The organism is Paenibacillus oryzisoli, from assembly GCF_050467285.1.
Taxonomy (GTDB): domain Bacteria; phylum Bacillota; class Bacilli; order Paenibacillales; family NBRC-103111; genus Paenibacillus_E; species Paenibacillus_E oryzisoli_A.
Window position 1 is genome coordinate 75,133 of the sequence record NZ_JBCMUN010000004.1, and the last position, 20,674, is coordinate 95,806.

At 52.7% G+C, this 20,674-nt stretch carries 16 protein-coding genes; 1 reads left to right on the forward strand and 15 read right to left on the reverse strand.

Features of this window, described 5'->3' with window-relative positions; translation table 11 throughout:
* Nucleotides 1–91: 91 nt before the first annotated feature.
* The 12 genes from ABE504_RS04985 to ABE504_RS05040 form a co-directional block, all read right to left on the reverse strand.
* Nucleotides 92–1,714 carry a response regulator gene (locus ABE504_RS04985; protein WP_430085329.1) on the reverse strand — a complete coding sequence of 541 codons (1,623 nt, stop codon included), beginning with the start codon at nt 1,712–1,714 and terminating at the stop codon, nt 92–94.
* On the reverse strand, nt 1,698–3,521 hold the full coding sequence (locus ABE504_RS04990; RefSeq protein WP_430085332.1) for a sensor histidine kinase: 1,824 nt from the start codon (nt 3,519–3,521) through the stop codon (nt 1,698–1,700). The genes ABE504_RS04985 and ABE504_RS04990 overlap by 17 nt, the downstream gene beginning before the upstream one ends.
* A gap of 703 nt (nt 3,522–4,224) precedes the next feature.
* Nucleotides 4,225–6,183, reverse strand: a complete 1,959-nt coding sequence (locus tag ABE504_RS04995) for a carbohydrate-binding protein (RefSeq protein ID WP_430085335.1) — start codon at nt 6,181–6,183, stop codon at nt 4,225–4,227.
* Nucleotides 6,184–6,567: 384 nt separating this feature from the next.
* Nucleotides 6,568–6,804 (reverse strand): hypothetical protein, encoded by a 237-nt coding sequence (locus ABE504_RS05000; protein WP_430085337.1) that lies wholly within the window; start codon nt 6,802–6,804, stop codon nt 6,568–6,570.
* A 257-nt stretch (nt 6,805–7,061) separates the two neighbouring features.
* Nucleotides 7,062–7,784: a response regulator transcription factor gene (locus ABE504_RS05005; protein ID WP_430085340.1), complete on the reverse strand. Its 723-nt coding sequence runs from the start codon at nt 7,782–7,784 to the stop codon at nt 7,062–7,064.
* Between the two features lies 1 nt (nt 7,785).
* Entirely contained in the window at nt 7,786–10,011 is a 2,226-nt protein-coding gene (locus ABE504_RS05010) for a sensor histidine kinase (RefSeq protein WP_430085343.1), read from the reverse strand.
* A gap of 113 nt (nt 10,012–10,124) precedes the next feature.
* Nucleotides 10,125–11,468 (reverse strand): UDP-glucose dehydrogenase family protein, encoded by a 1,344-nt coding sequence (locus tag ABE504_RS05015; RefSeq protein ID WP_430085346.1) that lies wholly within the window; start codon nt 11,466–11,468, stop codon nt 10,125–10,127.
* 38 nt (nt 11,469–11,506) lie between these two features.
* The gene (gene galU, locus ABE504_RS05020; RefSeq protein ID WP_430085349.1) at nt 11,507–12,382 is read right to left on the reverse strand and encodes a UTP--glucose-1-phosphate uridylyltransferase GalU; all 876 of its coding nucleotides are present in this window, start codon (nt 12,380–12,382) and stop codon (nt 11,507–11,509) included.
* Nucleotides 12,379–13,236 carry a PHP domain-containing protein gene (locus tag ABE504_RS05025; protein ID WP_430085352.1) on the reverse strand — a complete coding sequence of 286 codons (858 nt, stop codon included), beginning with the start codon at nt 13,234–13,236 and terminating at the stop codon, nt 12,379–12,381. Before ABE504_RS05025 ends, galU begins: the two co-directional genes overlap by 4 nt.
* 83 nt (nt 13,237–13,319) lie before the next feature.
* On the reverse strand, nt 13,320–14,231 hold the full coding sequence (locus tag ABE504_RS05030) for a selenium metabolism-associated LysR family transcriptional regulator (RefSeq protein WP_430085356.1): 912 nt from the start codon (nt 14,229–14,231) through the stop codon (nt 13,320–13,322).
* 115 nt (nt 14,232–14,346) lie between these two features.
* Nucleotides 14,347–14,784: a hypothetical protein gene (locus ABE504_RS05035; protein WP_430085359.1), complete on the reverse strand. Its 438-nt coding sequence runs from the start codon at nt 14,782–14,784 to the stop codon at nt 14,347–14,349.
* 244 nt (nt 14,785–15,028) lie between these two features.
* The gene (locus tag ABE504_RS05040) at nt 15,029–15,292 is read right to left on the reverse strand and encodes a YlbG family protein (protein WP_430085362.1); all 264 of its coding nucleotides are present in this window, start codon (nt 15,290–15,292) and stop codon (nt 15,029–15,031) included.
* 48 nt (nt 15,293–15,340) lie between these two features.
* Between ABE504_RS05040 and ABE504_RS05045 the strand changes: the two genes are divergently transcribed.
* Nucleotides 15,341–16,348 (forward strand): asparaginase, encoded by a 1,008-nt coding sequence (locus ABE504_RS05045; RefSeq protein WP_430085364.1) that lies wholly within the window; start codon nt 15,341–15,343, stop codon nt 16,346–16,348.
* A gap of 95 nt (nt 16,349–16,443) precedes the next feature.
* Here the strand turns inward: ABE504_RS05045 and ABE504_RS05050 are convergent, their stop codons facing one another.
* Genes ABE504_RS05050 through ABE504_RS05060 form a run of 3 tightly spaced genes read right to left on the reverse strand, consistent with a single transcriptional unit; the run spans nt 16,444 to nt 20,673 of the window.
* Entirely contained in the window at nt 16,444–16,893 is a 450-nt protein-coding gene (locus tag ABE504_RS05050; RefSeq protein WP_430085366.1) for a YlbF family regulator, read from the reverse strand.
* A 50-nt stretch (nt 16,894–16,943) separates the two neighbouring features.
* Nucleotides 16,944–18,998, reverse strand: a complete 2,055-nt coding sequence (locus ABE504_RS05055; protein WP_430085369.1) for a helicase-associated domain-containing protein — start codon at nt 18,996–18,998, stop codon at nt 16,944–16,946.
* Complete coding sequence (locus tag ABE504_RS05060; RefSeq protein WP_430085736.1) at nt 18,955–20,673, reverse strand: DNA repair helicase XPB; 1,719 nt, start codon at nt 20,671–20,673, stop codon at nt 18,955–18,957. The genes ABE504_RS05055 and ABE504_RS05060 overlap by 44 nt, the downstream gene beginning before the upstream one ends.
* Nucleotide 20,674: the final 1 nt, after the last annotated feature.

The following is a 20,674-nucleotide window of genomic DNA, read 5'->3' on the forward strand; positions in this document are numbered from 1 at the left end:
TTCCGATGTCCTGATAATGAGGTCAACTCTTGAACGAGGGCAGATATTTCTATATGTTGCCCTTTCCTCTGCCTAAGAAACAGGCAAGCCCTCACGGCTTGGAGGACTTGCCCAAAGACATTTCTTTGAATTCAGTCGGCGTTAGACCTGTCTGCTTTTTGAACACTTCACTAAAATAACGACGGTGCTCGTAGCCTAACTGTGTCGCTATTTCCTGCACCTGATAATCCTCGATCAACATCGATTTCGCGCGTTCCATTTTCGCATGGGTAACGAACTGCTGGAACGTCGACCCTGTCACTTTTTTGAACAGGTTCGAGTAGTAACCCCAGCTCAAATTCACCTGCTTCGCGCAGTGCTCCAGCGTCAAATCGAGATCCAAATTCGCTTTGATATAATCCGCTGAACGGTGAATAATTTTCTGTGACTCACTAGCCCGTTCCTGATGAATTAGACGGCAGCCGATTTCGCACAGCTCGATAAACCATGTGCGGTACTCCTGGATAGCGGCACCGCTGTCTCGAATTTCAAGCGTCTTAGCCTCGAATTCTGCCAGGCTAGGACGAGGGAATTTCTCCATCAACACGCGCAACATCCGCAGCACAAGTCCTTGCAACAACCGATCAACGACACTTGGTTCCGGGAGAACGGTTACTTTTCCCATCTCGGTGAAAATGTTCATCGCCCACTTAACGCATGCGTCTCGATTGCCTGAGCGGAAAGCGAATAGAAATTCATTCTCGCTATCTTCAGTATAAATCCACTCCACAGGAAGTGCCGATCCATCCGTATTGAAGCTGAAAGCACCATTTCCACCTGTATAAAAATGATACGATAACGCGCTAAGCGACTGCTGATAGCTTTTGGGCAGCTCTTGGACCGTTTCAACACATTGCCCGATGCCGATGGAAATCGTGAATTTGGTATGACGCGCAATGTTCGCGCAGCAGTGATCCGCAATCGTCATCGGCAGCTCTTGGCTCGCAACATTGAGAATACAGATGTAACGATTGAGCCCCTCACGAAACACGACAGCCGCCCCATAAAAGGCAATCGTCTCTTCGACGATATTTTGCAAGGAAAAACGGACAAGCTCCAGTTCTTTCACAGGCACCTCGCCATATTTATCGGTAAATTGATCAATTTGAATCGTCATCACGGCAAATGGCGGTTTCAGCTCATTAATATCCAGAAAGTCCGATAGGCGCGCTAATTCGGATTCATTCGTTATATGATTAACGAGGAGGGATAAGTACTCCTGTCGGAGCGCAGGCATGCTCTCCTTAATCTTCTGTTGAAGTCCGATCAACTGCTTACGGCTCAGGTTCTCTTGTTCCCAGACTTCCTTCGCTTTACGAACAGCTTTCACGATTTGATCAATGGAAAAGGGCTTTTTCACATAGTCGAGTGCGCCATATTGGATCGCTCTTTGGGCATAATCAAAGTCGGTATAGGCACTTAAAATAATGACTTTACTCGTCGGCATAATCCCCATAATATTGCGGGTCATTTCCAAGCCATCCATTTTGGGCATACGAATGTCCGTTAGAATCAGGTCTGGCCGGGTTTCACGAATCACCGCAAAACCTTCCTCGCCATCTGTCGCACTTCCCACGATTTCGATGCCATGTTCTTCCCACGGTATTTTTTTCGTAATCATATCCACAACACTTCGAATATCGTCCACTACGCATAGCTTAACTAGTCGGTCCATGGAAATCCTCCTCTTTTTCATACCGTGGCAGCCATAAATCAATACGGGCGCCGCCCCATTCGTTCGTCGTGATCTCCATCCGCTGCTCAGTCCCATAGTACAGTTGAAGACGCGTGTAAATATTGCGCAGTGCGTAGCCATGCTTCGAGGTTGTAGGATGCAGCAGGCTTTGGCGCAACAGCTCAGGAACGAGTCCGTGACCATTATCTTCCGCCGTGATATGCAGCCAATCCCCATCTGCTCGCGCTGTGAGCTGGATTTCTCCACCGGTCTTTATGTCCTTGAAACCATGCAAAATACTATTTTCAATAAGTGGTTGAATCATGATTTTAGGTACAAGACACGCCTGAAGCTCAGGCTCAACATCCAATTGGAAGACGAATAAATTCTCATAGGACCTCTGCTGAATGGCCATATATTGTCGAACATGATCCACCTCATCTGCAAGCGTGATTAGATCCCTGCCTCCGCTTAAACTCAATTGGAACATATTCGATAAGGCCAAAATCATTTCATTCACATCATCGTTCTCCCCCAGCACCGATTTACAGTAGATCGTATTGAGTGTGTTATAGAAAAAATGTGGATCCATTTGCGCTGACAGGGCCTTAATCTCCGCTTTCCGCTTATCGCGTTCCCGATTCTTCACATCGGCAATGAGCTGCTTGATCTCATCCAACATCCGATTGAAACGAAAACCCACCTGTGACACTTCATCCTGATACACACTTTCGAAACGCACATCCAGATCGTTATCTTCGACCCGCTTCATTAACTTCTGCAATCGGAACAGCGGCTTGAGCAAGAGGAGCGTTAAATTATTCGTGATAAAAAGGGAAACGACGATAAAGCCGATCGTTACATACGTCGTGGCTTGCTTGATGCCGTTCAGCTTGGCTAACAGGTTGTCCTTGGCTTGAATACCGACAATCATCCAGTCATCCTTAACGTCTAGTCGAGCATAGTTCACGAGATAGTCTTTGCGATCGGAATCACGATAGAAAAAGGATCCCTTGCTATCGTCACTTAATTGTTCCACGAAATCGGGACGCTGCATAAACGTTCGATCTTGGGTGCGATCCGCATAATTAATGTCTTCCCCCTGCGAATCCACGAAATAATAGTGCTTATTGGGATCCGTTAAGTTCTCCATAAATAGATCGCGAATATCATCTTCCTTCACATTGATGACCACATACACATTCGTCGACTCATTGCGTATGTACGAATCTTCGCTCACCCCTTCGGCAACAAGCGAGATGACCCGCTGATTCCCCGTAAAGAAAGGATCCACATGCCCCTTGCTCCAGAATCCCCGCTTCATCAGCTGAAATTGCTTAAACATGTCCGATTGGTAAAAGGAATTGGCGTTATTACGCACACTTGAGGTCGGGTAAAAGTCCCCTATGGGAGTAGCGATCAGAATGCTTTCAATCATGGAATCATTAAATTTCACTTGCGAAAAAACGTATTGCAAAGACGTCAATGACTTAAAGTAGCTGGAGCTGTCCTTGTTCTGGACATCCTTCATCAACTGCTTGAAAGCATCGCTGAACATGAGGGCACGGACGGCCGTGCCGATATTTTTTAATCTTTCATTCACGATTTGTGCGGATTGATTCACGGTATCCTGACTGGATTGCATGGCATTCCGCTGAATCTCCTTAGAAGCGATAAGGTAAGCAATGCTGCCTGTGGCAACTAAACCTACCGTAATGAAGATAACGAAAGTAAACCAAATCCGTTGTTTGAGCGAAAAGGAATGGAACAGCCGTGGCAGCCACGACCAGAAGGCTTGCTTATTCATAGGTGACACCCGCACCTTTCCCTTGTACGAAGATAGTCTTTATCTATTGTATTATAGTATAGGTCACTTTCCGCGGGCAGGGGGGAAATTCAAGGTGTGGGGCAGGTTTTTCGATATGCAATACATGAAGCATCTTCTTTTCATATTTGGTAAAGCGTGAATAACGGTCCAAAAAAAATAACAGCCACTCCAAGAGTGGCTGTCATAGACCGGCAAGAAAGGTGAAACGTTCCTTCTGCCAAAATAATAAAAGCTCCGAGAGTGAATCCTACCCTCAGAGCCTACTGTATTCGTAGCAGAATGAATGATTCTTACCATTTTCCTGATAACAACGCACGTAATCAATACTAAACTCACTGGGATAAACTTGTGTTATATGTAAAGCATGATCATCCGAAGGAATTTCATAAAGGTTAAGCATCAATTGCATGGGATATTGTGGTGATTGATGTTCAAAATAGCCATACTGCGGCGTAAACAATCTTTCAAACGTTTGCTCTTCACGCACAAGACAGTCCTTTGAAAACCTGTCAGCTCCAATTCATAGCTTTAAGAATTAATTGAAACCTCAAACAGCAAGTCCCTATTTCACTTAGGAGACTTGCTGTTTTTTTGTGTTAGTTGGTCAGTCGTAGGAAAAAACTTTAGCTGAATGAAGAGGACATATCATTTGATATTGCAATTAAATCAAACCGTTTCCATTCTATTTGAACTGGAACCAAGTTAAATTTGCAACTGTGCTTGAACCTGACTTAACAAAAGTAACATATACCGTATGGGTTCCTACAGCTGTCCCGGCATTAAGCGAGATATTCTTGACTGACCATGTCTGCCATCCGCCTGTGCTTTCTGCCGTCCAATAACCCAGCATAGTGCCTGTAGGGCTATCCAAGTGGAATTCGATCCTTCCGCCGGAATTAGCCGATGCAACCTTCAGATCAATACTTGTTTTAGCTGTACTGCCAAAGTCTACATTTTTAAATGCTATATAGTCGCCGTTGCTTCCTCCACCCACATTCAGCCCGCCATCTGTGCTGGATTCATAGGAAAGAACACCTGAGCTAAGGTTATAGCCTTCCGCTTCAAATTTCAATGTGTTGAATTTTGGTTCTGCCGCGTAGCTGTTCGTATCTGTTATTTTCAAATCTGTCAAATTAGTTGCCGCAACTCCACCGACGCGAACATTGTTTAATGTAACTCCGGAGACAGTAGATGTATCACTCCAACCCTTCATTATTGAAACTTCACCTAAAGCGCGTAAATTGATATTATTAAAGACCACATTTTTGATCGGACCGGTTTTTGCAGAAAGATCAAACCATCTGGAGTGAACGCCGGACCTTGGCCAGAAGCCTTCGACATCTATATTGTCAAAAATAATGTTTTGTGCCGCTGGAGTCCCATACAGATGACCTACGGCTAAAGCACGCCAGCTCCTGAATACAAAAGAGTTTTTAACAACGATGCCATCCTGAAGCTGTTTCACTCCATCTCCAACCTTGAATGCTCCGCATCTGCTCCAGGCCAAAGCATCATCCACAACTACATTTGACTGGTTCTCAGGAGTTCCGGGCCAGTTAGCAGCAATATCGGTAGTTGCTACATCCCAGGTCTTAAATGAGTAGGTGTCATCCTCCGATACTGCTACAGTATGCTTTATGAGTACATTCTGGCTCTCTTGAATATCTATTGCATCATTTTCATAATCAAGTTCATTGTTGTTGAAGTGCTTTGTATTCAGGAAGGTTACGTTATTAGATCTGGTAACGATCGTAGCCCAGCCCCCGCTGTCTCTTATTATTATGCCGTCAACCGTGAAGTTGCTGGTCTGCAAGGGCACAAGAATATTGTTCAAATAATTGTTTGTATTTCTCATATAATGGCCATTGCCGTCAATAGTCCCCCTGCCGTATATTTTAATATTGTTTGCATTTGTTTCGGTATAAATAAACCATGTTCCATCCTTACCCAGAGAATTCTTATGAAAATGGGTAGTGTAATCGCTCGGATTTCCTGAACCCCTTATAACAGAACCACCCGCCAGATAAACCGAAACATTGCTTTTTAAAACAAGGTTTCCGCACTTATAAACTCCGGCTGGAACGTATACTATACCGCCACCTGCTGCGTTAGCCGCATTTATGGCGTTTTGTATTGCAGTTGTAGCCATAGAGGCACCGGTACTGTCGGCACCGTATTGCGTTTTAACATTGTATATACCTGTACCGGATGAAGCCGGAACATTGGTTTCGAGAGCATCTGCCGCAATAACCAGATCCTTCAGGTTATTGATTTTAACGATAAGATATGTTGGTGATGAAAGTGTAAATGTAAGTGTATTTCCGCTCTTTGTTGCAGTGATTCCCAAAGCTTTGGGAGAAATATTATAGGTATTGATTGTCTCGCTTGCTGTTATTGTGATTGTAGTCGTACCTGAAAAAGAGAAATTACAATAATTATAGTTTACAAATACCGCCGAAGTGTCGATTACCGGTATATTTGTAGAGTCTGCTGTTACCGTGTATTGACTGGTCGTGGTATAAATCGACGGTAATGGATAGCTTACAATTGTACCCGCCGCGCTTGCTGTCAAAGGAACGACAACTAACAGACAGGTGAGCATACAAACAATTAAACTTAATAAGCTTAACTTTTTTAGCATAAATAAACACCTCTTTCATATTTTTTTGAAAACACTCGATCATCAGCGAATGATGATTTCAACAGTGATGCTTTATTACTCTTTTCAGAAAGTCGACGTATTCCTGTTCAGCTTCGGAAATGGCAGAGTAATACTAACCTTTTCTGCATCAGCAAAGTTTCCTTTTAAAGTACAGCCCCGGTTTTTGTTGCACCTTGTGCAGGATTTCTGCGTTGGTCGCTACTACTGAGCTGTATTGTTGCATTTTATGCACAATCTCCCCACGGTCGCTGCTATTGATCTAGCATTGTTGCACTTCATGCACAATCTCCGCGCAAGCCGCTCCAATCATGGCACATGGCCCCACTGTTACTCCGCATTTCCGCCCTCAGCCTGCTTCCAATCTTATCTATGCTCCGATGCCAGCAGCGGCTGCCTGCTCATGCCGATCACCTTGCGGGGGTCCTCCAGATCCAGCAGCATAATTCCGGCGGTATAGCTCCGGTCCACCACATTTTGGTCTTGTCCCCCGAGCCGGCCTGTCTTCCCGTCTCCCTTACCCTCTGCAGCATTGCCGCCGTTACCGTTGCCGCAGGCTGTCAGGCCAAGTGCCAGGACCAGGCTCAGAGATGTTATTAGCATACGGTTCATCATTGGTAGTTCATCATTGGTAGTTCATCATTGGTAGTTCATCATTGGTAATTCCCCCTTATATATCCCTGATGTATTCGCTTACAACCTGATTATAGACGGATTGGCGCATCCGGATAAGGCGGGTAAGCCCACTTTAAGGGCAGATTTCTGCAGGAGCTTTATACAGTGAAGGGTGGCCACCTCCGCCCTGCGGACATGCCTCCCCTGCGTGATCTCGCCTGAGGATCTGCCCCGACATGCCAAAGTTACGTTTGCTTGGCCATATAGCCCACGCCCGGATAGGTGACAATGAGCTCCTGCCCGCCGGCGTGGGCTTTCAGCTTTTGGCGAATACGGGCGATCGTCACTCGCAAATATTCCACTTCATCCCGATACTCGCTCCCCCAAATCTCGCTTAGCAGCTGTTCATGCGTCATCACTTTGTCCGCATTTTGCAGCAGCAGTACAAACAGGTTGTATTCCGTTTCCGTCAATTTCAGCAGGGTACCGCCGACCTTCACGCTGCGCTGGGCAAGCTGCACCGTCACCGGCCCTACGACAAGCTCGCTAGCTGCCGCAGGCGCTGGCATCCGTCCGTCGAGTCGCCTCAGCACCGCATTCACGCGGGCAAACAGCTCGTCAAGCGAGAACGGCTTCGTCAAATAATCGTCAGCCCCGAGATTCAAGCCCTGCACCTTGTCGGCGCTGTTGCTTCTCGCCGTCAGCATAATAACCGGCACGCTCGAAAACGACCGCAGCCGCCTCAGCACCTCGAAGCCATCCATCCCCGGCATCATCAGATCGAGCAGAATCAGATCCGGGTCGAACAGATCCACCTGCTCCAGCGCCTCGGCACCGCTTTGACAAGCGGCTGTCTCATACTGCAGCGACTTCAGGTTCGCGGCAATAAAGCGGATAATTTTCGGCTCATCGTCGACAATCAGTATTCTTTTCCCGCTCATCCCACTCACTCCGCTTTTCCCGCTCATGCTAGTCCTCCTCCTTCTCTCCCTCGATGAACCGCGGAATCGCCAGTGTAAAGGTGCTTCCCGCACCAGGCTTGCTCGCCACCGAAATACTGCCGCCATGCGCCTCCATAATGCCTTTGCAGATGGCCAGCCCGAGCCCCGTGCCGCCTGTCTGCCGGCTGGACGACACATCGACGCGATAGAACCGGTCGAACAGCTTGTTCACATGCTCGGGAGCGATCCCAATGCCGTTATCCGCAACATGCAGGTACACGAACTGTTCATCCACATCCGCAGTAAGACGAATGAGCGGCTCCCGCTCATTGTACCGAACCGCATTGGCAAACAAATTCAGCAGCACCTGCTCCATGCGCCTTTTATCCGCATGAATCAGCGGCAGCGACGCCGGCAATACCGCTTGAAACACCGTATCGCGACCGCCTCCCGGCACCGGCATGCGACTCCGAGCGCTCTCTACAACGGCGGCAAGCTGAAGCGGCTCCCGATGAATGCCCATCACGCCCGACTCAATCTTCGAAATGTCCAGCCACTCGTCGATCAAATCCTGAATGCGGCCAATGTCCTCATGAATGCCTTCCAACAGCTCCTGCTTAAAATCGTCCTCCCACTGCGCATCCCGCCGCAGCAACGTTTCGACGTTTCCGCGAATGCTCGTAATCGGTGTTTTAAATTCATGGGACGCGAGCGAGATCAGATCGTTCTTGAGCGCGTCCACCTCATGCTCCTTCGTGCGATCCTGCCAGACATAGCCGCGCCCGAACACCCGCCCTTCGCGTGCGACCTCAAACGCGAACACCCGCAGAAAGCGGGGTTTGCCGCCTTCCACCCCCACAGTCAGATCGAGCTGTACGCTGGGAGCATCGGCCAACTTGGCGAGCTGTTCCTCTCCCCCTTCGGGAAGCCATCCCGCGATACGCGCAAACAAATCCTCCTCGCGCATCCCGGCAAGCTCAGCCATCTCCAGGCCAAAGCTCTCCGCCATGCGGGGATTGGCATACCGCACACGGTGCGCCATATCGATAAGGACGACGGCGTCCGACAAACTCCCCAGCACTGCATTCAGCGTCGCATGCTCCTCGGCCAGCCGCTGCGTACGATCCTCTACGCGCTGCTCCAGCTCGCTGTTTAGCTGCAGGAGATCGGTTTGTTTCGCCCTAATTTCTTCCGCCATAATCCCAAAATGCTCCGCCAGCTGATGCAGTTCCAGCGGCGCACCGCGAGGCACGGTCACGGAATCCGGTACCGCATACGCGCCGTCGGCAAGCCGCTGAGTGTACCCAACCAACGCATGAATCGTGCCGTTCAGCCGTTTGGCGATCAGGCTGCCGAGCAGCAAGGTCACGATCAACGTTAACAGCAGCAGTCCAAGCGTAAGCCGCAGCGATTCATTGAAAGCGGCGTTGACGGAAGCTTTGGAACGGCTCACCCAGACGATCATATTCAAATCCGGGATCAGCTTGTAGGTAATGAACTCCTTTTGCTCCGCCGTCGCGAGCGCATAGGTGCCCTCACCCTGCAAATTCATTCTCGCATCAATGACGACGGGCTCCTCCGAAAGGTTCGCCATCGAAGCCGTCAATTCCGCCGTCGGATGATAGATCGGCTTCCCCGCATGGTCGAGCACGACGGGATAAGCATCCGTGCCATATTTATATTTCGTGACGAGCGCCTTGATCGGCGCAAGCTCCATTACGGCCAGCACAAAGCCGTCCTCTTCCTTATTCCCTTTATACACGGGCACCGCAATCGCCAACGCCGGCACATTCCTGCTCTCCGGCCCCTGAAACAGCGACGAGACGATCGTCGTATGCCCCGCTCGGATACGTTTCGTATAGTCGCGCTCCTGCACGTCCGTGCCGATCAGCGCCATGGTCGGCTGATGGCTGGCCACGATGCTGCCCTGCTGGCTCACCGCATAAATACCTGCGAAGCCCGCCAAATTCGCCTGCAGCGATTGCAGCTTCAGCGTCAAGCTCTCCCTCGTGCGAAAAGCCGCATCGGAAGCGGAAATCGTCGCCGCCAGCGTCTCCACCGCATTTCGGTGGTACGACATGTACGCCTCCACCGCGTCGGCCAGACGGTACGTTGTTTGCCGCTGATTTTGATTCGTTTCCTGCGTAATATGCGTAATCTGAAATACCTGAAAAATACCGAGTATCAAAATCGGAATTAACGCAATGACCGCAAACGTTACCGTCAGATGCGATCGCATGGCATAATGCTTCAACCTGAAATCCCCCGTTCTCTTGCGCAGCTGGCAACGCCTATCCCTTGTATTGTAACATTCGGCCGAAAAAGAAAAAACCTGCCGAGCCCTCTAGGCTCGACAGGTTATACCCGTCAGGTCGAACTAATCGGTTGCGTGTCCTCAACGTACGCCGTTTGTCTGCCGACCGACACATACGTAAAGCCCAGCTCGCGTATCGCTTCAGGCTCGAACATGTTGCGGCCGTCGATGATCAGCGGCGTGTTTACCAGACAGCGGGCAAGCCGCCAATTCATTTGGCGAAATTCGCTCCATTCCGTGACAATCACGACGGCATCCGCTTCATAAACGGTCGCGTACGGATCCGTGCACAGATTTACACCCGGCAGCCGTGCAGCCGCCTGCTCCAGCGCCGCAGGATCGTAAGCCTGCACGACCGCTCCCCGTTCCTGAAGCGCAGGGATAATATCAAGCGCCGGCGCATCGCGCAAATCGTCCGTATTCGGCTTGAATGCAAGCCCGAGGACCGCGATGCGCTTTCCGTCGAGCGGACCAACCGCCTCCTCGATCTTCGCCACGAAGCGCTGGCGCTGCAGTTGATTCACCTCAATGACCGCGCGCAGCATTTTAAAATCGTAGTCCACGTTCTGCGCCAGCTTGAGCTGCGCCTGCGTGTCCTTCGGAAAACAGGAGCCGCCGTAGCCGATGCCGGCATTCAAAAAATGCGGGCCGATCCGCCGGTCCATCCCCATGCCTTTGGCGACGAGCGTCACATTCGCCCCGACTTTTTCACAGACATGGGCCATTTCGTTAATAAACGAAATTTTCGCAGCCAGAAACGCGTTCGAAGCGTATTTGATGAGTTCCGCACTTTCCCGATCCGTATGCAGTACTTCGGCGCCAAGCGGCGCGTGCATCGCGGCAATGCGCTCCCCGGCTTCCCGCTGCTGGGAACCAATCACAATCCGATCGGGATGGAACGTATCCTGAATCGCCGAGCCTTCGCGTAAAAATTCCGGATTCGACACGACATGAAACGCCAGATGCGGCATTGCCCGGTTACGCAGCAGGTTTTCCGCCCACTCTCCGGTACCGACCGGCACCGTACTTTTCATCACGATAATTTTGGATGACAGTGCGTAGGCGGCAATGGCATGCAGTACCGCCTTCACTTGACTCATGTCCACATCGCCGTCCGGCTGGGCAGGCGTCCCTACCGCAATCATAATAATGTCGGATTGCTGAATCGCCTTCCCCACGTCCCGTGTAAAATCAAGCCGACCCGCCTCAAGGTTAGCCGCGACCAGCGCCTGTAACCCGGGTTCGTAAATCGGAATTTCACCGCGGAGTAAACCATCGATTTTGCGGGCATCCTGATCTACACATACGACCCGATGCCCCATCTCTGCAAAGCAAGTGCCTGAAACGAGACCGACATACCCAGTGCCAATGACACTGATTCGTTCTGCAACCCTCATGCGCTAACCTCCAGTTAACTCACCGGGCTGCGCTTGCCTCATCCCCAGCTCTTCACCAAGGAAAGCAGATACGCTTTCACTTGATCCTGCAAATCAGGGCGCTGCAGTGCGAGCTCGATGGTCGCTTCAATATACCCCATTTTATCTCCAACGTCATAACGATTCGCCTGCATCAAATAGGCGGCCATCTGCTGCTGCTGATTGAGCACGCGCAGCGCGTCCGTCAGCTGAATTTCACCGCCGCGCCCCGGCTCCTGACGCTCCAGAATGCCGAAAATTTCCGGCATAATGATGTACCTCCCGATGACGGCCAAATTGGAAGGCGCCTGATCCCGATCCGGCTTTTCCACCAAATCTTCAATCAACTGATAGTTCGGAAAGCTGGCTGCCGGCGACACGATGCCGTACTTGCTCACATCTTCCCACGGCACCTCTTGAACTGCGATGACGGACGAGCTCGTCTCTTGATAGATATCCATCATCTGCTTCAATCCCGGCGGCGAGGATTGCAAAATATCGTCCCCGAGCAGGACAGCGAACGGCTCATCGCCAATAAACTTGCGCGCGCACAGGATCGCGTGGCCGAGGCCAAGCGGCTGCTTCTGTCTAATGTAATGCACATCGGCGAGGTTGGAGACGGCTTGCACGATTTCCAGCAGCTTCGTGCTGCCTTTATCCTCCAGCATCATTTCCAGTTCAACCGACTTGTCAAAATGGTCTTCGATCGCGCGCTTGTTGCGCCCCGTCACGATAATAATGTCTTCGATGCCGGATTCAATCGCTTCTTCAACGATATACTGAATGGCCGGTTTATCCACGATCGGCAGCATTTCTTTTGGCTGCGCTTTCGTTGCCGGCAAAAATCGCGTTCCGAGTCCCGCAGCGGGAATAATGGCTTTACGTATCGGCTTCATGGGCGAGCTCCCTTCTCTTGCTGTAGGATAGACGGTAAGCGGGACATATCGATGCGTCTTGCGCCGATCGCAGCATGAAAAGCTTCGCCATCACGCACGCCATGGAAGTCGGAGCCCGCCGTAACGAGCAGCCCTGCGCCTTCGGCCAGCGCCGCATACTTCGCTTCCTGCTCAGGCGTATGATCCGAGTGGTACGCTTCAATGCCGTCAAGCCCCTGCCCCATGATCGCCTCCACCAACGTATCGTTGCCATAAATGCCGGGATGCGCCAGCACGGCTTGGCCGCCAGCCTCGTGAATCCAGGTAATCGCCGTCTCCGGCGCTATGCGCGGTGGATTTGCGTAAGCAGCCGCTCCTGTCGCCAAATACCGGTCGAACGCTTCCGTCATCGTGCCGACGTAGCCTTTCTTAAGCAGCACCGCCGCAATATGCGGCCGGCCCACCGTGTCGCCTTTCCGCTTGATATGAGCCACTTCCTGCTCAACCTCGGCCATCGTAATCGCCATGCCCAGCTCCTGCAGCTTCGCAATGATCATTTGGTTGCGAACGTCGCGCGTATCGCGCAAGGAAGCAAGCCGCTCCAAGAACGCAGCGTCCGTAATGTCGACATTGTAACCGAGCACATGAATGTCCTGACCTTCCGCGACCGTTGAAATTTCAACGCCGGGAATGACTGTTACGCCCAGCTCTTTGCCTGCCGCAAGCGCCTCAAGAACGCCTGAAACCGTATCGTGATCGGTAATCGCCAGCACGCTAAGCCCGGCTTCCTTCGCCATGCGGACATTCGCCGCCGGAGACTGCAAACCGTCCGAAGCGATCGTATGCGTGTGTAAATCCCCTTCTACTTTTGCCACCCAGCTTCCCCCTCATCTTACTTGTTCATTATCATAGCAGCGTAAAACCACTTGCAGATTTATGTTAAATCTCATCCTTCCCGCTACAGATAGCGGGCCAAATCCCCCTGCCGCAGGAAGGTCATGAAGCTGACCGCCGAAATCGGCAGCAGCGTCGAACTCAAATAAATGGCGTAAAAGTTACGTTTGAACACAATATTTTCAATTTTTTTCACCTTAAACAGCCCTAACGTAACTTCATGCTTGACCGATGAACTGGATAAAATGGAAATGCCGAGCCCCGCTTCCACCGCAGACTTGATGGCGCCTGTGCTGCCAAGCTCCATCACAATGCGCATGCCCGAGTAGTCCATGCCGCACCTGACGAACTCCTCTTCCATGACGCGACGCGTGCCCGATCCCTGCTCTCGCAGGACGAACGGATATTTCAGCATTTCCTCCAGCGGCACGACCTCGAGCTCCGCCAAGGGATGCCCGGCAGGTACAATCAAGCTCAATTCGTCGCTCAGAATGGCCTCCGTATGCACATCGGGATGATGAATCGGCGCCTCCACAAGCCCGAAGTTGAGCTGATGGTTCAGCACTTCCTCCAGAATTTGCGCCGTATTCATCACTTTCATGGAGACGGAAATGTTGGGATATTCCTTGCGGAAAGGCCCGAGAAGACGCGGCAGAATATATTCGCCCATCGTAAGACTGGCGCCAAGCTGCAGCCGGCCTTCGATCATCATCGTAAATTTGGACATCGCAACGTCCGTATCACGGATCAATTCGATGCTGCTTTTCGCAAAAGGCAGCAGCGCCCGCCCCGCCTCGGACAGTTCAATTTTTTTCGTACTGCGGTGAAACAGTTTGACCCCGAAATAATCCTCAAGGGACTGCACCTGCATCGTCACGGCAGGCTGCGTCATATGCAGCGCGCTGGCCGCGTGCGAGAAACTGCCTTTTTCCGCAACGGTGTAGAAGATATGTAATTGATGAAAATTCAGTGCCATAACAGACCGCCTCTCTTTGTTACCATTATATGAAATCGGGCCCGTCCAGTCCATTCTGTACAAAAAAAGAGTATGCCTGGGGACCAGACATACTCTACGTAAGGAAACCGCGATATTATCGCTGTTTCCGGCTATTCTTGATTAAGGTCATTCTGCGGGAATGACGCAGCCACGAGTAATACGATTTCAAGTCGCGCAGCTCCATCGTTTCGGACATTTTGCCGAGGAACGTTACGATAATCATTTTATGCAGCGGATTGCCGACGAGATCCGTTTCATGCTCCAAATGGGCGAATTCCGCGACCACGACAAGGTCGTCATCAATCAAATAAACGTCTTCTTCATTCCGATAGTAAGATACAATTTGATTCGTTTTTAACTTTTCCCACAAAAAAGCGCATATGTCCTCAATGGAATTACTGTCCTTGGAAATGCGGTCCGTCCAGCGCTGTCTGGCATGATTCGTGATCACGATGTCTGCCACTTTCTTGTCGCCTAGCTGTACGAAGAACGGTTCATATGTGCTCCATCTCCCCATAATTTTATCTTTCATGATCACAACTCCTTTCCTTTGAACTAGGACATCCTACCTATGTAGGCTTGTAAGTTATAATTTACTTTATCATAACTTTTTTTTCCATGGAAGAATATATAAAATTATTAATAATTATTTGTGAGATCTGCAAAAAATGCTTATTATCTAAAAATTCAGACGAAATCGACTGCGCATTTGTTCGCTTTTTCATTTAAAAAGAAAAAGAGCTTCAAGCAGAAGCTCTCCATTTTGCAACCAAGCCTCAAAGCGTGTAGAATCTAGTTTTGTCGGGCATATCACTACTGTATTCGGTTTTAATTTCGTTCCGGTACGATTTCTCGACCTTCTTCACGTAAGGCAGCTTCATCAAGCTGCGCGTCGTTTCTTCAACCTTGCTGGCATGCATATAAAGGACGGCATAATTCATTTTTTTGGATATGTAATGAAGGGAACCGAATCGCTCCAGATTTCTGGCCGCTTTCGTATCGCTTACCCAAACGATTAATCCGCATCGTTCAATCATCATGATGGCAACCTCTTTTCACCTAATCCTAGTATGGAGTGATCTCAAGACATGAAGCTTTCCAACATCATCGTCCGCGCAACCCGCGGAAACATCACCGAAAGTATGCATCGCGTCCACTTTGCGCTCGTGAACACCGAAGGCACGCTGCTCGCCGGCGCGGGCGATCCGAAGCTGCTCACCTTCGCCCGCTCGACGGCGAAGCTTATACAAGCGCTGCCGGTCCTGGAGTCCGGCGCGGCGGAACGTTTCGGCCTGACTGAGGCCGAAATCGCCCTATGCTGCGCTTCCCATAACGGGGAAGCCGAGCATGTAAGCGCCGCCCAAAGCATCCTGGGCAAGCTGGGTCTGAATCCGCTGCACCTGCAATGCGGTGCGCACGAGCCCTACCACGCGCCAACGGCTCATGCCATGCGCGAGCGCGGCGAGAAGCCGACGACGCTGCATAACAATTGCTCGGGCAAGCATTCCGGGATGCTGGCGCTGTGCGCACAGCTCGGCGCATCGCCCGATACGTATATGGCGATCTCGCATCCGGTCCAGCAGGCGATGCTGGAAGCGGTCAGCGCGATGTCGAACGTAGCCCCGCGCGACATGGAGCTCGGTATCGACGGCTGCGGCGTTCCGGTCTTCGGCATGCCGCTCGACAAGCTCGCGTTGGCGTTCGCCCGGCTTGGAAAGCCGGAAGGGCTGCCTGCTGCCCGCCAGGCCGCTTGCCGCGGCATCGTCGCCGCGGTGCGCAAGTTCCCGGCTTATCTGGCCGGCGAAGACCGGTTCGATACGCAGCTCATTGAAACGACCGGAGGCCGCATCATCGGCAAAATGGGCGCCGAAGGCATGTTTGCCCTTACAATTCCAGATGAGGGCCTCGGGCTCAGCCTCAAAATTGAGGACGGCAACCAACGCGCCCTCTATTCGTCTGTCATGGAAGCACTGATCAGGTTGAACTTGCTAACGAGCGAGGAAGCCGCGAAGCTCGCGGACTTCCATCAACCCGTCATCCGCAATTGGCAAGGCACCGAAGTCGGACGCATCCTGCCTCAGTTCCTCGAAGGCTGAGTTTGGCGACTTTCCAAAATAAAGTACCGCTAGTTTCAGACCAATCGCCATGAGGCTCTGTCTGAACAAGTGCGCGGTAATTTCGGAAAGCGCCTTTAGCCGCAGTTGCCGCTGCAGCTTCCACCGGAGCTGCAGCCTTTGCCGGTTGGCAGCGGATTGTTGCTTGGCACTTTAATCGAATCCGACACCGCGTTCGCAATCGTCGTTGACACCGTGAAGAGGAGATCGTCCAAGCGATCTTCCGCTTCTTTATACTTACGAACCGCTTCAATCGCATGAAGCTGCGCCTGCACATCGTTCACCGCGTCAAGCGCCTCGTGATAGCTCGGATGGTAGTGACCGAACCGTTCACATTCCTCGAACAGCTCCTTCTTTTTCGCAAACACCCGTTGGAGATCCTTCACTTCCTGGCTGCCTTCAACAGCCCGCTTCCAATATAGGTAATCCGCCACTTCCGCGGAAGAATTAATCATGTCACCCATGTCATAGGCCTGCATAAGGATGGCCGACATATCCAGCGTTTCAGTTTCCATTGTCTGTAACATTCCGACAACAACATCCTTCCTCTTGAAAAGTCTATAACATGTCTATCATATCACAGATTCTCAAGAGTTTCTTCCTTTTCTCGCTGGAACGCATCGTTGATTCCTGGCAAAATCAATTTCATTTCCTGCCAATCCTCACCCGGCACGCTAATTTCCCGTTCCTGTTCCAGACCCTCTACATGCCACGCCGCTTTCTCCTCACGCAGCATCCGGGGAATAATGAACCGATCCTGCCCCTCTTTGCGCAGCTGAAGCACGCTTTTCCATTCAATCGCTTTGCGAATCATGTCTTTGCGCGTAGAAGCATGATAATTCCGGAACTCCTTGATCCAACTCGGAGGAATGTCCTGCAAATCGGGATACAGTTCCTCCTGCCGAGGAAGCGAAGGCTCCATCTCGTAGATCCGAGCGGTATCCCTGGAATAGCACAGCGGCTGAACGGGGACATCGGCGGGCAAAAGGTTCCCGGCGCCCGCCTCCGGCGTCTCCGCCCGCTTCGCGGCCTTGAAATGCGGCGCATAGCCCATCGCCTCCAAACATTTGGCAAGCGGTCCGGCGTCCGCTTTGGCAATAATAAAGGCAGCCGGCCCCACGCGGTCTGCAAGATAAGGCGCGCAGCGGCTGCTCCGCAGCAACGCTTCGGCATCCGCTTCCGACGCGCAGCGAAGCAGCGTCACGTCCTCGAGGGCGAGCTTGTTCGCCTGCTCCGCCCATTCCGTAAGCGTCCGCAGCACGCCCAGCGGCACCTCGTGACTGGCATGCGCCGCAAGCGTCTCAGCGATCTGTTCCGCCGTCTTTCCACTGGCCAATGCGCGGCGGAAGCTGCTCTTCGTCATTCGATACGAACGTACATAATCGGACTGCAAAAGGTCGGCAAACGACGCGACCTCCCATTCCGTATTGAGCCCCACGTCAGGCGGAAGCAGCAGCTCGAAATCCGGCTGCACATACATCTTGCCCGGCCCCTCCTGCGACTCGGCGGCTGCCGGCTCGTCTAGATTTAACGTCTTCCGCGGCTCAATCAGCCAGCGGAACCACAACCGCCCTTCCGTGTCCCGACTCACGTCGATGAATCGAAACGCCGTGAGCGGCTGCAGCCAAGCGGTGCCAAGCTCAGCCTCCAGCGGCTCCGCCTCGACATCGCCGCCGGCAAAAGACAGGCAAGCGCGCACTTGCGTCAGCAATTGCTCCACTTCGTACCATGCGCCACTACGCGCCCGCTCCATTAATGCGATAGCATGCTGTAGCCCAACCGGGGCTGGCGTCACCATGTCGCACCAAAGCGCGTACAGCGCCTCCTGCTGCCACTTGTAGCCGCCCTGGATCCACGCCTCAATGGATGGCTCGTGAAGGCGCAGCGCCTCATGTAAGCCGCTGATCTTGAAGAAGCCGCTGCGGGTCGCGAGATCGAGCAGCAAGGCCACGGGCTCGTCGTAGACGTCGCGAAAGGCATACGACAGCCCCGCTGCCGTTAAAATCGCAGGAGGCAGCCGCAGCGGCTCCGCCAGCTTGTGCACCTGCTTTTTATGCAGTGTACCTTTCGCACTGAGCGGCATGGTAGGCTGCTGGGCACACGCCGTCAGAAAATGCAGCATCATCTGCGCCAAGCCGCGCGGATTCGCCGCCTTAGCCTGTTCAGCCGCGTCCTGGACAAGCGCATGCCACTCCAGCTCTTCGCCCGGCGCCTCTTCCCGCCCTCCCGGAAACTTCACGACAGGGAACAGCAGCTCCTGCCAAATGGCAAACGCATCCTCAGGGAGCAGGAACAGCTGCTCGCCCCACGATTTGCGGAACGTCACAATCACACCAAGCCTGCGAAGCCCGATAAGCCCGAGCCTCATCTGCGCGCCAGACATCACCCATGCCGCCTGCTTTTCCAGCGCCTCTCCGGTAAAAGGCAAACAGCCGAACGCCGAGACGATCAGCCGAAGCGTGTGCTGCTCATCCGTCGTCAGCTGCTTGTCCAGCTCGGCCAGCAAGGGACGCTGGGTCAAGAACGGTGCCAAATCGTCATCCTCCTGGATCCAGGCCGCCCACCACGACTGTTCTTTGATCATCCGCTTAATGTCCGGCGGCATTTTCTTCTCGACCTGCTCGTACTTCATTGGCTTGTCCCTCCTGTTCCCAACTCGTAATCGTATATTCATAGCCCTGCTCAACCAGAAACAACTGACGTTTCAACGCAAAATCCTGCTCCTTCGTATCTGTGCTGACGAGCGAATAGAAGACGGCGATATTCTGCCCGTTCTTCTTCGGCCGAAGAATGCGGCCCAGCCGCTGCGCCTCCTCCTGCCGGGAGCCGAAGCTCCCCGACACCTGAATCGCGATGGCCGCGTCCGGCAAGTCCACGGCGAAATTGGCGACCTTGGACACGATGAGGAGCGGCAGCGCACCGCTCTTGAACTTCGCATACAGCGCCTCACGCCGCTCGTGATCGACGCTGCCCGAAATCATCGGCGCGCCGGTGTGGGCGGCGATCGTCTCGAGCTGATCCAAATACTGGCCGATGATCAGCGTTTGCTCATTCGGATGCCGCCGGAGCAGCCAGTCGATGACCCCCAGCTTCGCCGCGTTCTCGCCGGCGATGCGGAACTGGCTCCGCGCCCCGGACGCGCTGTAGCGATCCCGATCCAGACTGGAGAGTGGCACGCGAACCTCCCGGCAGGCGACCTTCGCCAGCCAGCCCATCGTCTCGAGCTGCTTCCATGCCATGTCATATTTCTTCGGCCCGACCAGCGAGAACACATCTTCCTCCCGGCCGTCCTCGCGCACCAGCGTCGCCGTCAAACCGAGCCGGCGCGTCGCCTGAATATCGGCCGTCGCCCGGAACACAGGCGCAGGCAGCAAATGCACCTCATCGTAGATGATGAGGCCCCATTCCCGCTCGTGAAACAGCTTCATATGCGCGAAGCTGTCCGTTTTGGAGGCGCGATGCGTCAAAATCTGATACGTTGCAATCGTAACGGGCCTAACTTCCTTTTGGGAACCGCTATATTCGCCCACTTGCTCGTCGGTCAGATTGGTTTTGCCCAGCAGCTCACGCTTCCACTGCTTCACAGACGTCACATTGGACGTCAGGATCAGTGTCGCGCACCGGCACTCCGCCATGGCCGCGATGCCGACGATCGTTTTCCCCGCGCCGCAAGGCAATACAAGCACGCCGCTTCCGCCGTTCTCCTTGCCGAACGCCGCCACAGCCTGCCGCTGATAATCCCTGAGTCGGAACGCCTCCTCGCCCGCGTGATCGTGCGATGTCAGCGAAATGTCCACGAATTCTCCGCTGCGGTACCCCGCGAGATCCTCTGCGGGATAGCCGAGCTTAATCAGCTCCATTTTCAGTAAGCCACGATGTTCCGGCGCAACGGCAATCGCCCGCTCGCCGCGGGTATCCGTCAAATAAGGGACCAGCGTCTCGCGGGCACGAATTTCTTTGAGCACGACCGTGTCCTCACTGACGAGGAACACCTCAGCCCCCACCTGCACGAGACGCAGCACGCCGTATCGCCTTGTATACTTGCGAATCAGGCTTAACACCGACGGCGGCACGCCAAACTTGCTGTGCGCCTGCAGACAGCCCGCAATTTCTTCCACATCCACGCCAGCCGCGGCGGCGTTCCATAGCGAAAGCGGCGTAATCCGGTACGTGTGCAGGTGCTCTGGGCTTTTGACCAGCTCCGCAAACCGAGAGAGCCCGCCTCGCACCTCTTCAAACCCGGGATGACCGGTCTCCGCCAGGATTGTCAAATCGCTCTGCACGATCAGTGGCTTGGCTGTGTCCATC

What these genes read in the sequence shown, in the direction of transcription:
- ABE504_RS05060 (WP_430085736.1), bottom strand. Translation starts at nt 20,673, where the DNA reads ATGGACACAGCCAAGCCACTGATCGTGCAGAGCGATTTGACAATCCTG.
- ABE504_RS05030 (WP_430085356.1), bottom strand. Translation starts at nt 14,231, where the DNA reads ATGGCACTGAATTTTCATCAATTACATATCTTCTACACCGTTGCGGAA.
- ABE504_RS05040 (WP_430085362.1), bottom strand. Translation starts at nt 15,292, where the DNA reads ATGATGATTGAACGATGCGGATTAATCGTTTGGGTAAGCGATACGAAA.
- ABE504_RS04995 (WP_430085335.1), bottom strand. Translation starts at nt 6,183, where the DNA reads ATGCTAAAAAAGTTAAGCTTATTAAGTTTAATTGTTTGTATGCTCACC.
- ABE504_RS05050 (WP_430085366.1), bottom strand. Translation starts at nt 16,893, where the DNA reads ATGTTACAGACAATGGAAACTGAAACGCTGGATATGTCGGCCATCCTT.
- ABE504_RS05005 (WP_430085340.1), bottom strand. Translation starts at nt 7,784, where the DNA reads ATGAGCGGGAAAAGCGGAGTGAGTGGGATGAGCGGGAAAAGAATACTG.
- ABE504_RS05000 (WP_430085337.1), bottom strand. Translation starts at nt 6,804, where the DNA reads ATGCTAATAACATCTCTGAGCCTGGTCCTGGCACTTGGCCTGACAGCC.
- ABE504_RS05045 (WP_430085364.1), top strand. Translation starts at nt 15,341, where the DNA reads ATGAAGCTTTCCAACATCATCGTCCGCGCAACCCGCGGAAACATCACC.
- ABE504_RS05015 (WP_430085346.1), bottom strand. Translation starts at nt 11,468, where the DNA reads ATGAGGGTTGCAGAACGAATCAGTGTCATTGGCACTGGGTATGTCGGT.
- ABE504_RS04990 (WP_430085332.1), bottom strand. Translation starts at nt 3,521, where the DNA reads ATGAATAAGCAAGCCTTCTGGTCGTGGCTGCCACGGCTGTTCCATTCC.
- galU (WP_430085349.1), bottom strand. Translation starts at nt 12,382, where the DNA reads ATGAAGCCGATACGTAAAGCCATTATTCCCGCTGCGGGACTCGGAACG.
- ABE504_RS04985 (WP_430085329.1), bottom strand. Translation starts at nt 1,714, where the DNA reads ATGGACCGACTAGTTAAGCTATGCGTAGTGGACGATATTCGAAGTGTT.
- ABE504_RS05055 (WP_430085369.1), bottom strand. Translation starts at nt 18,998, where the DNA reads ATGAAGTACGAGCAGGTCGAGAAGAAAATGCCGCCGGACATTAAGCGG.
- ABE504_RS05035 (WP_430085359.1), bottom strand. Translation starts at nt 14,784, where the DNA reads ATGAAAGATAAAATTATGGGGAGATGGAGCACATATGAACCGTTCTTC.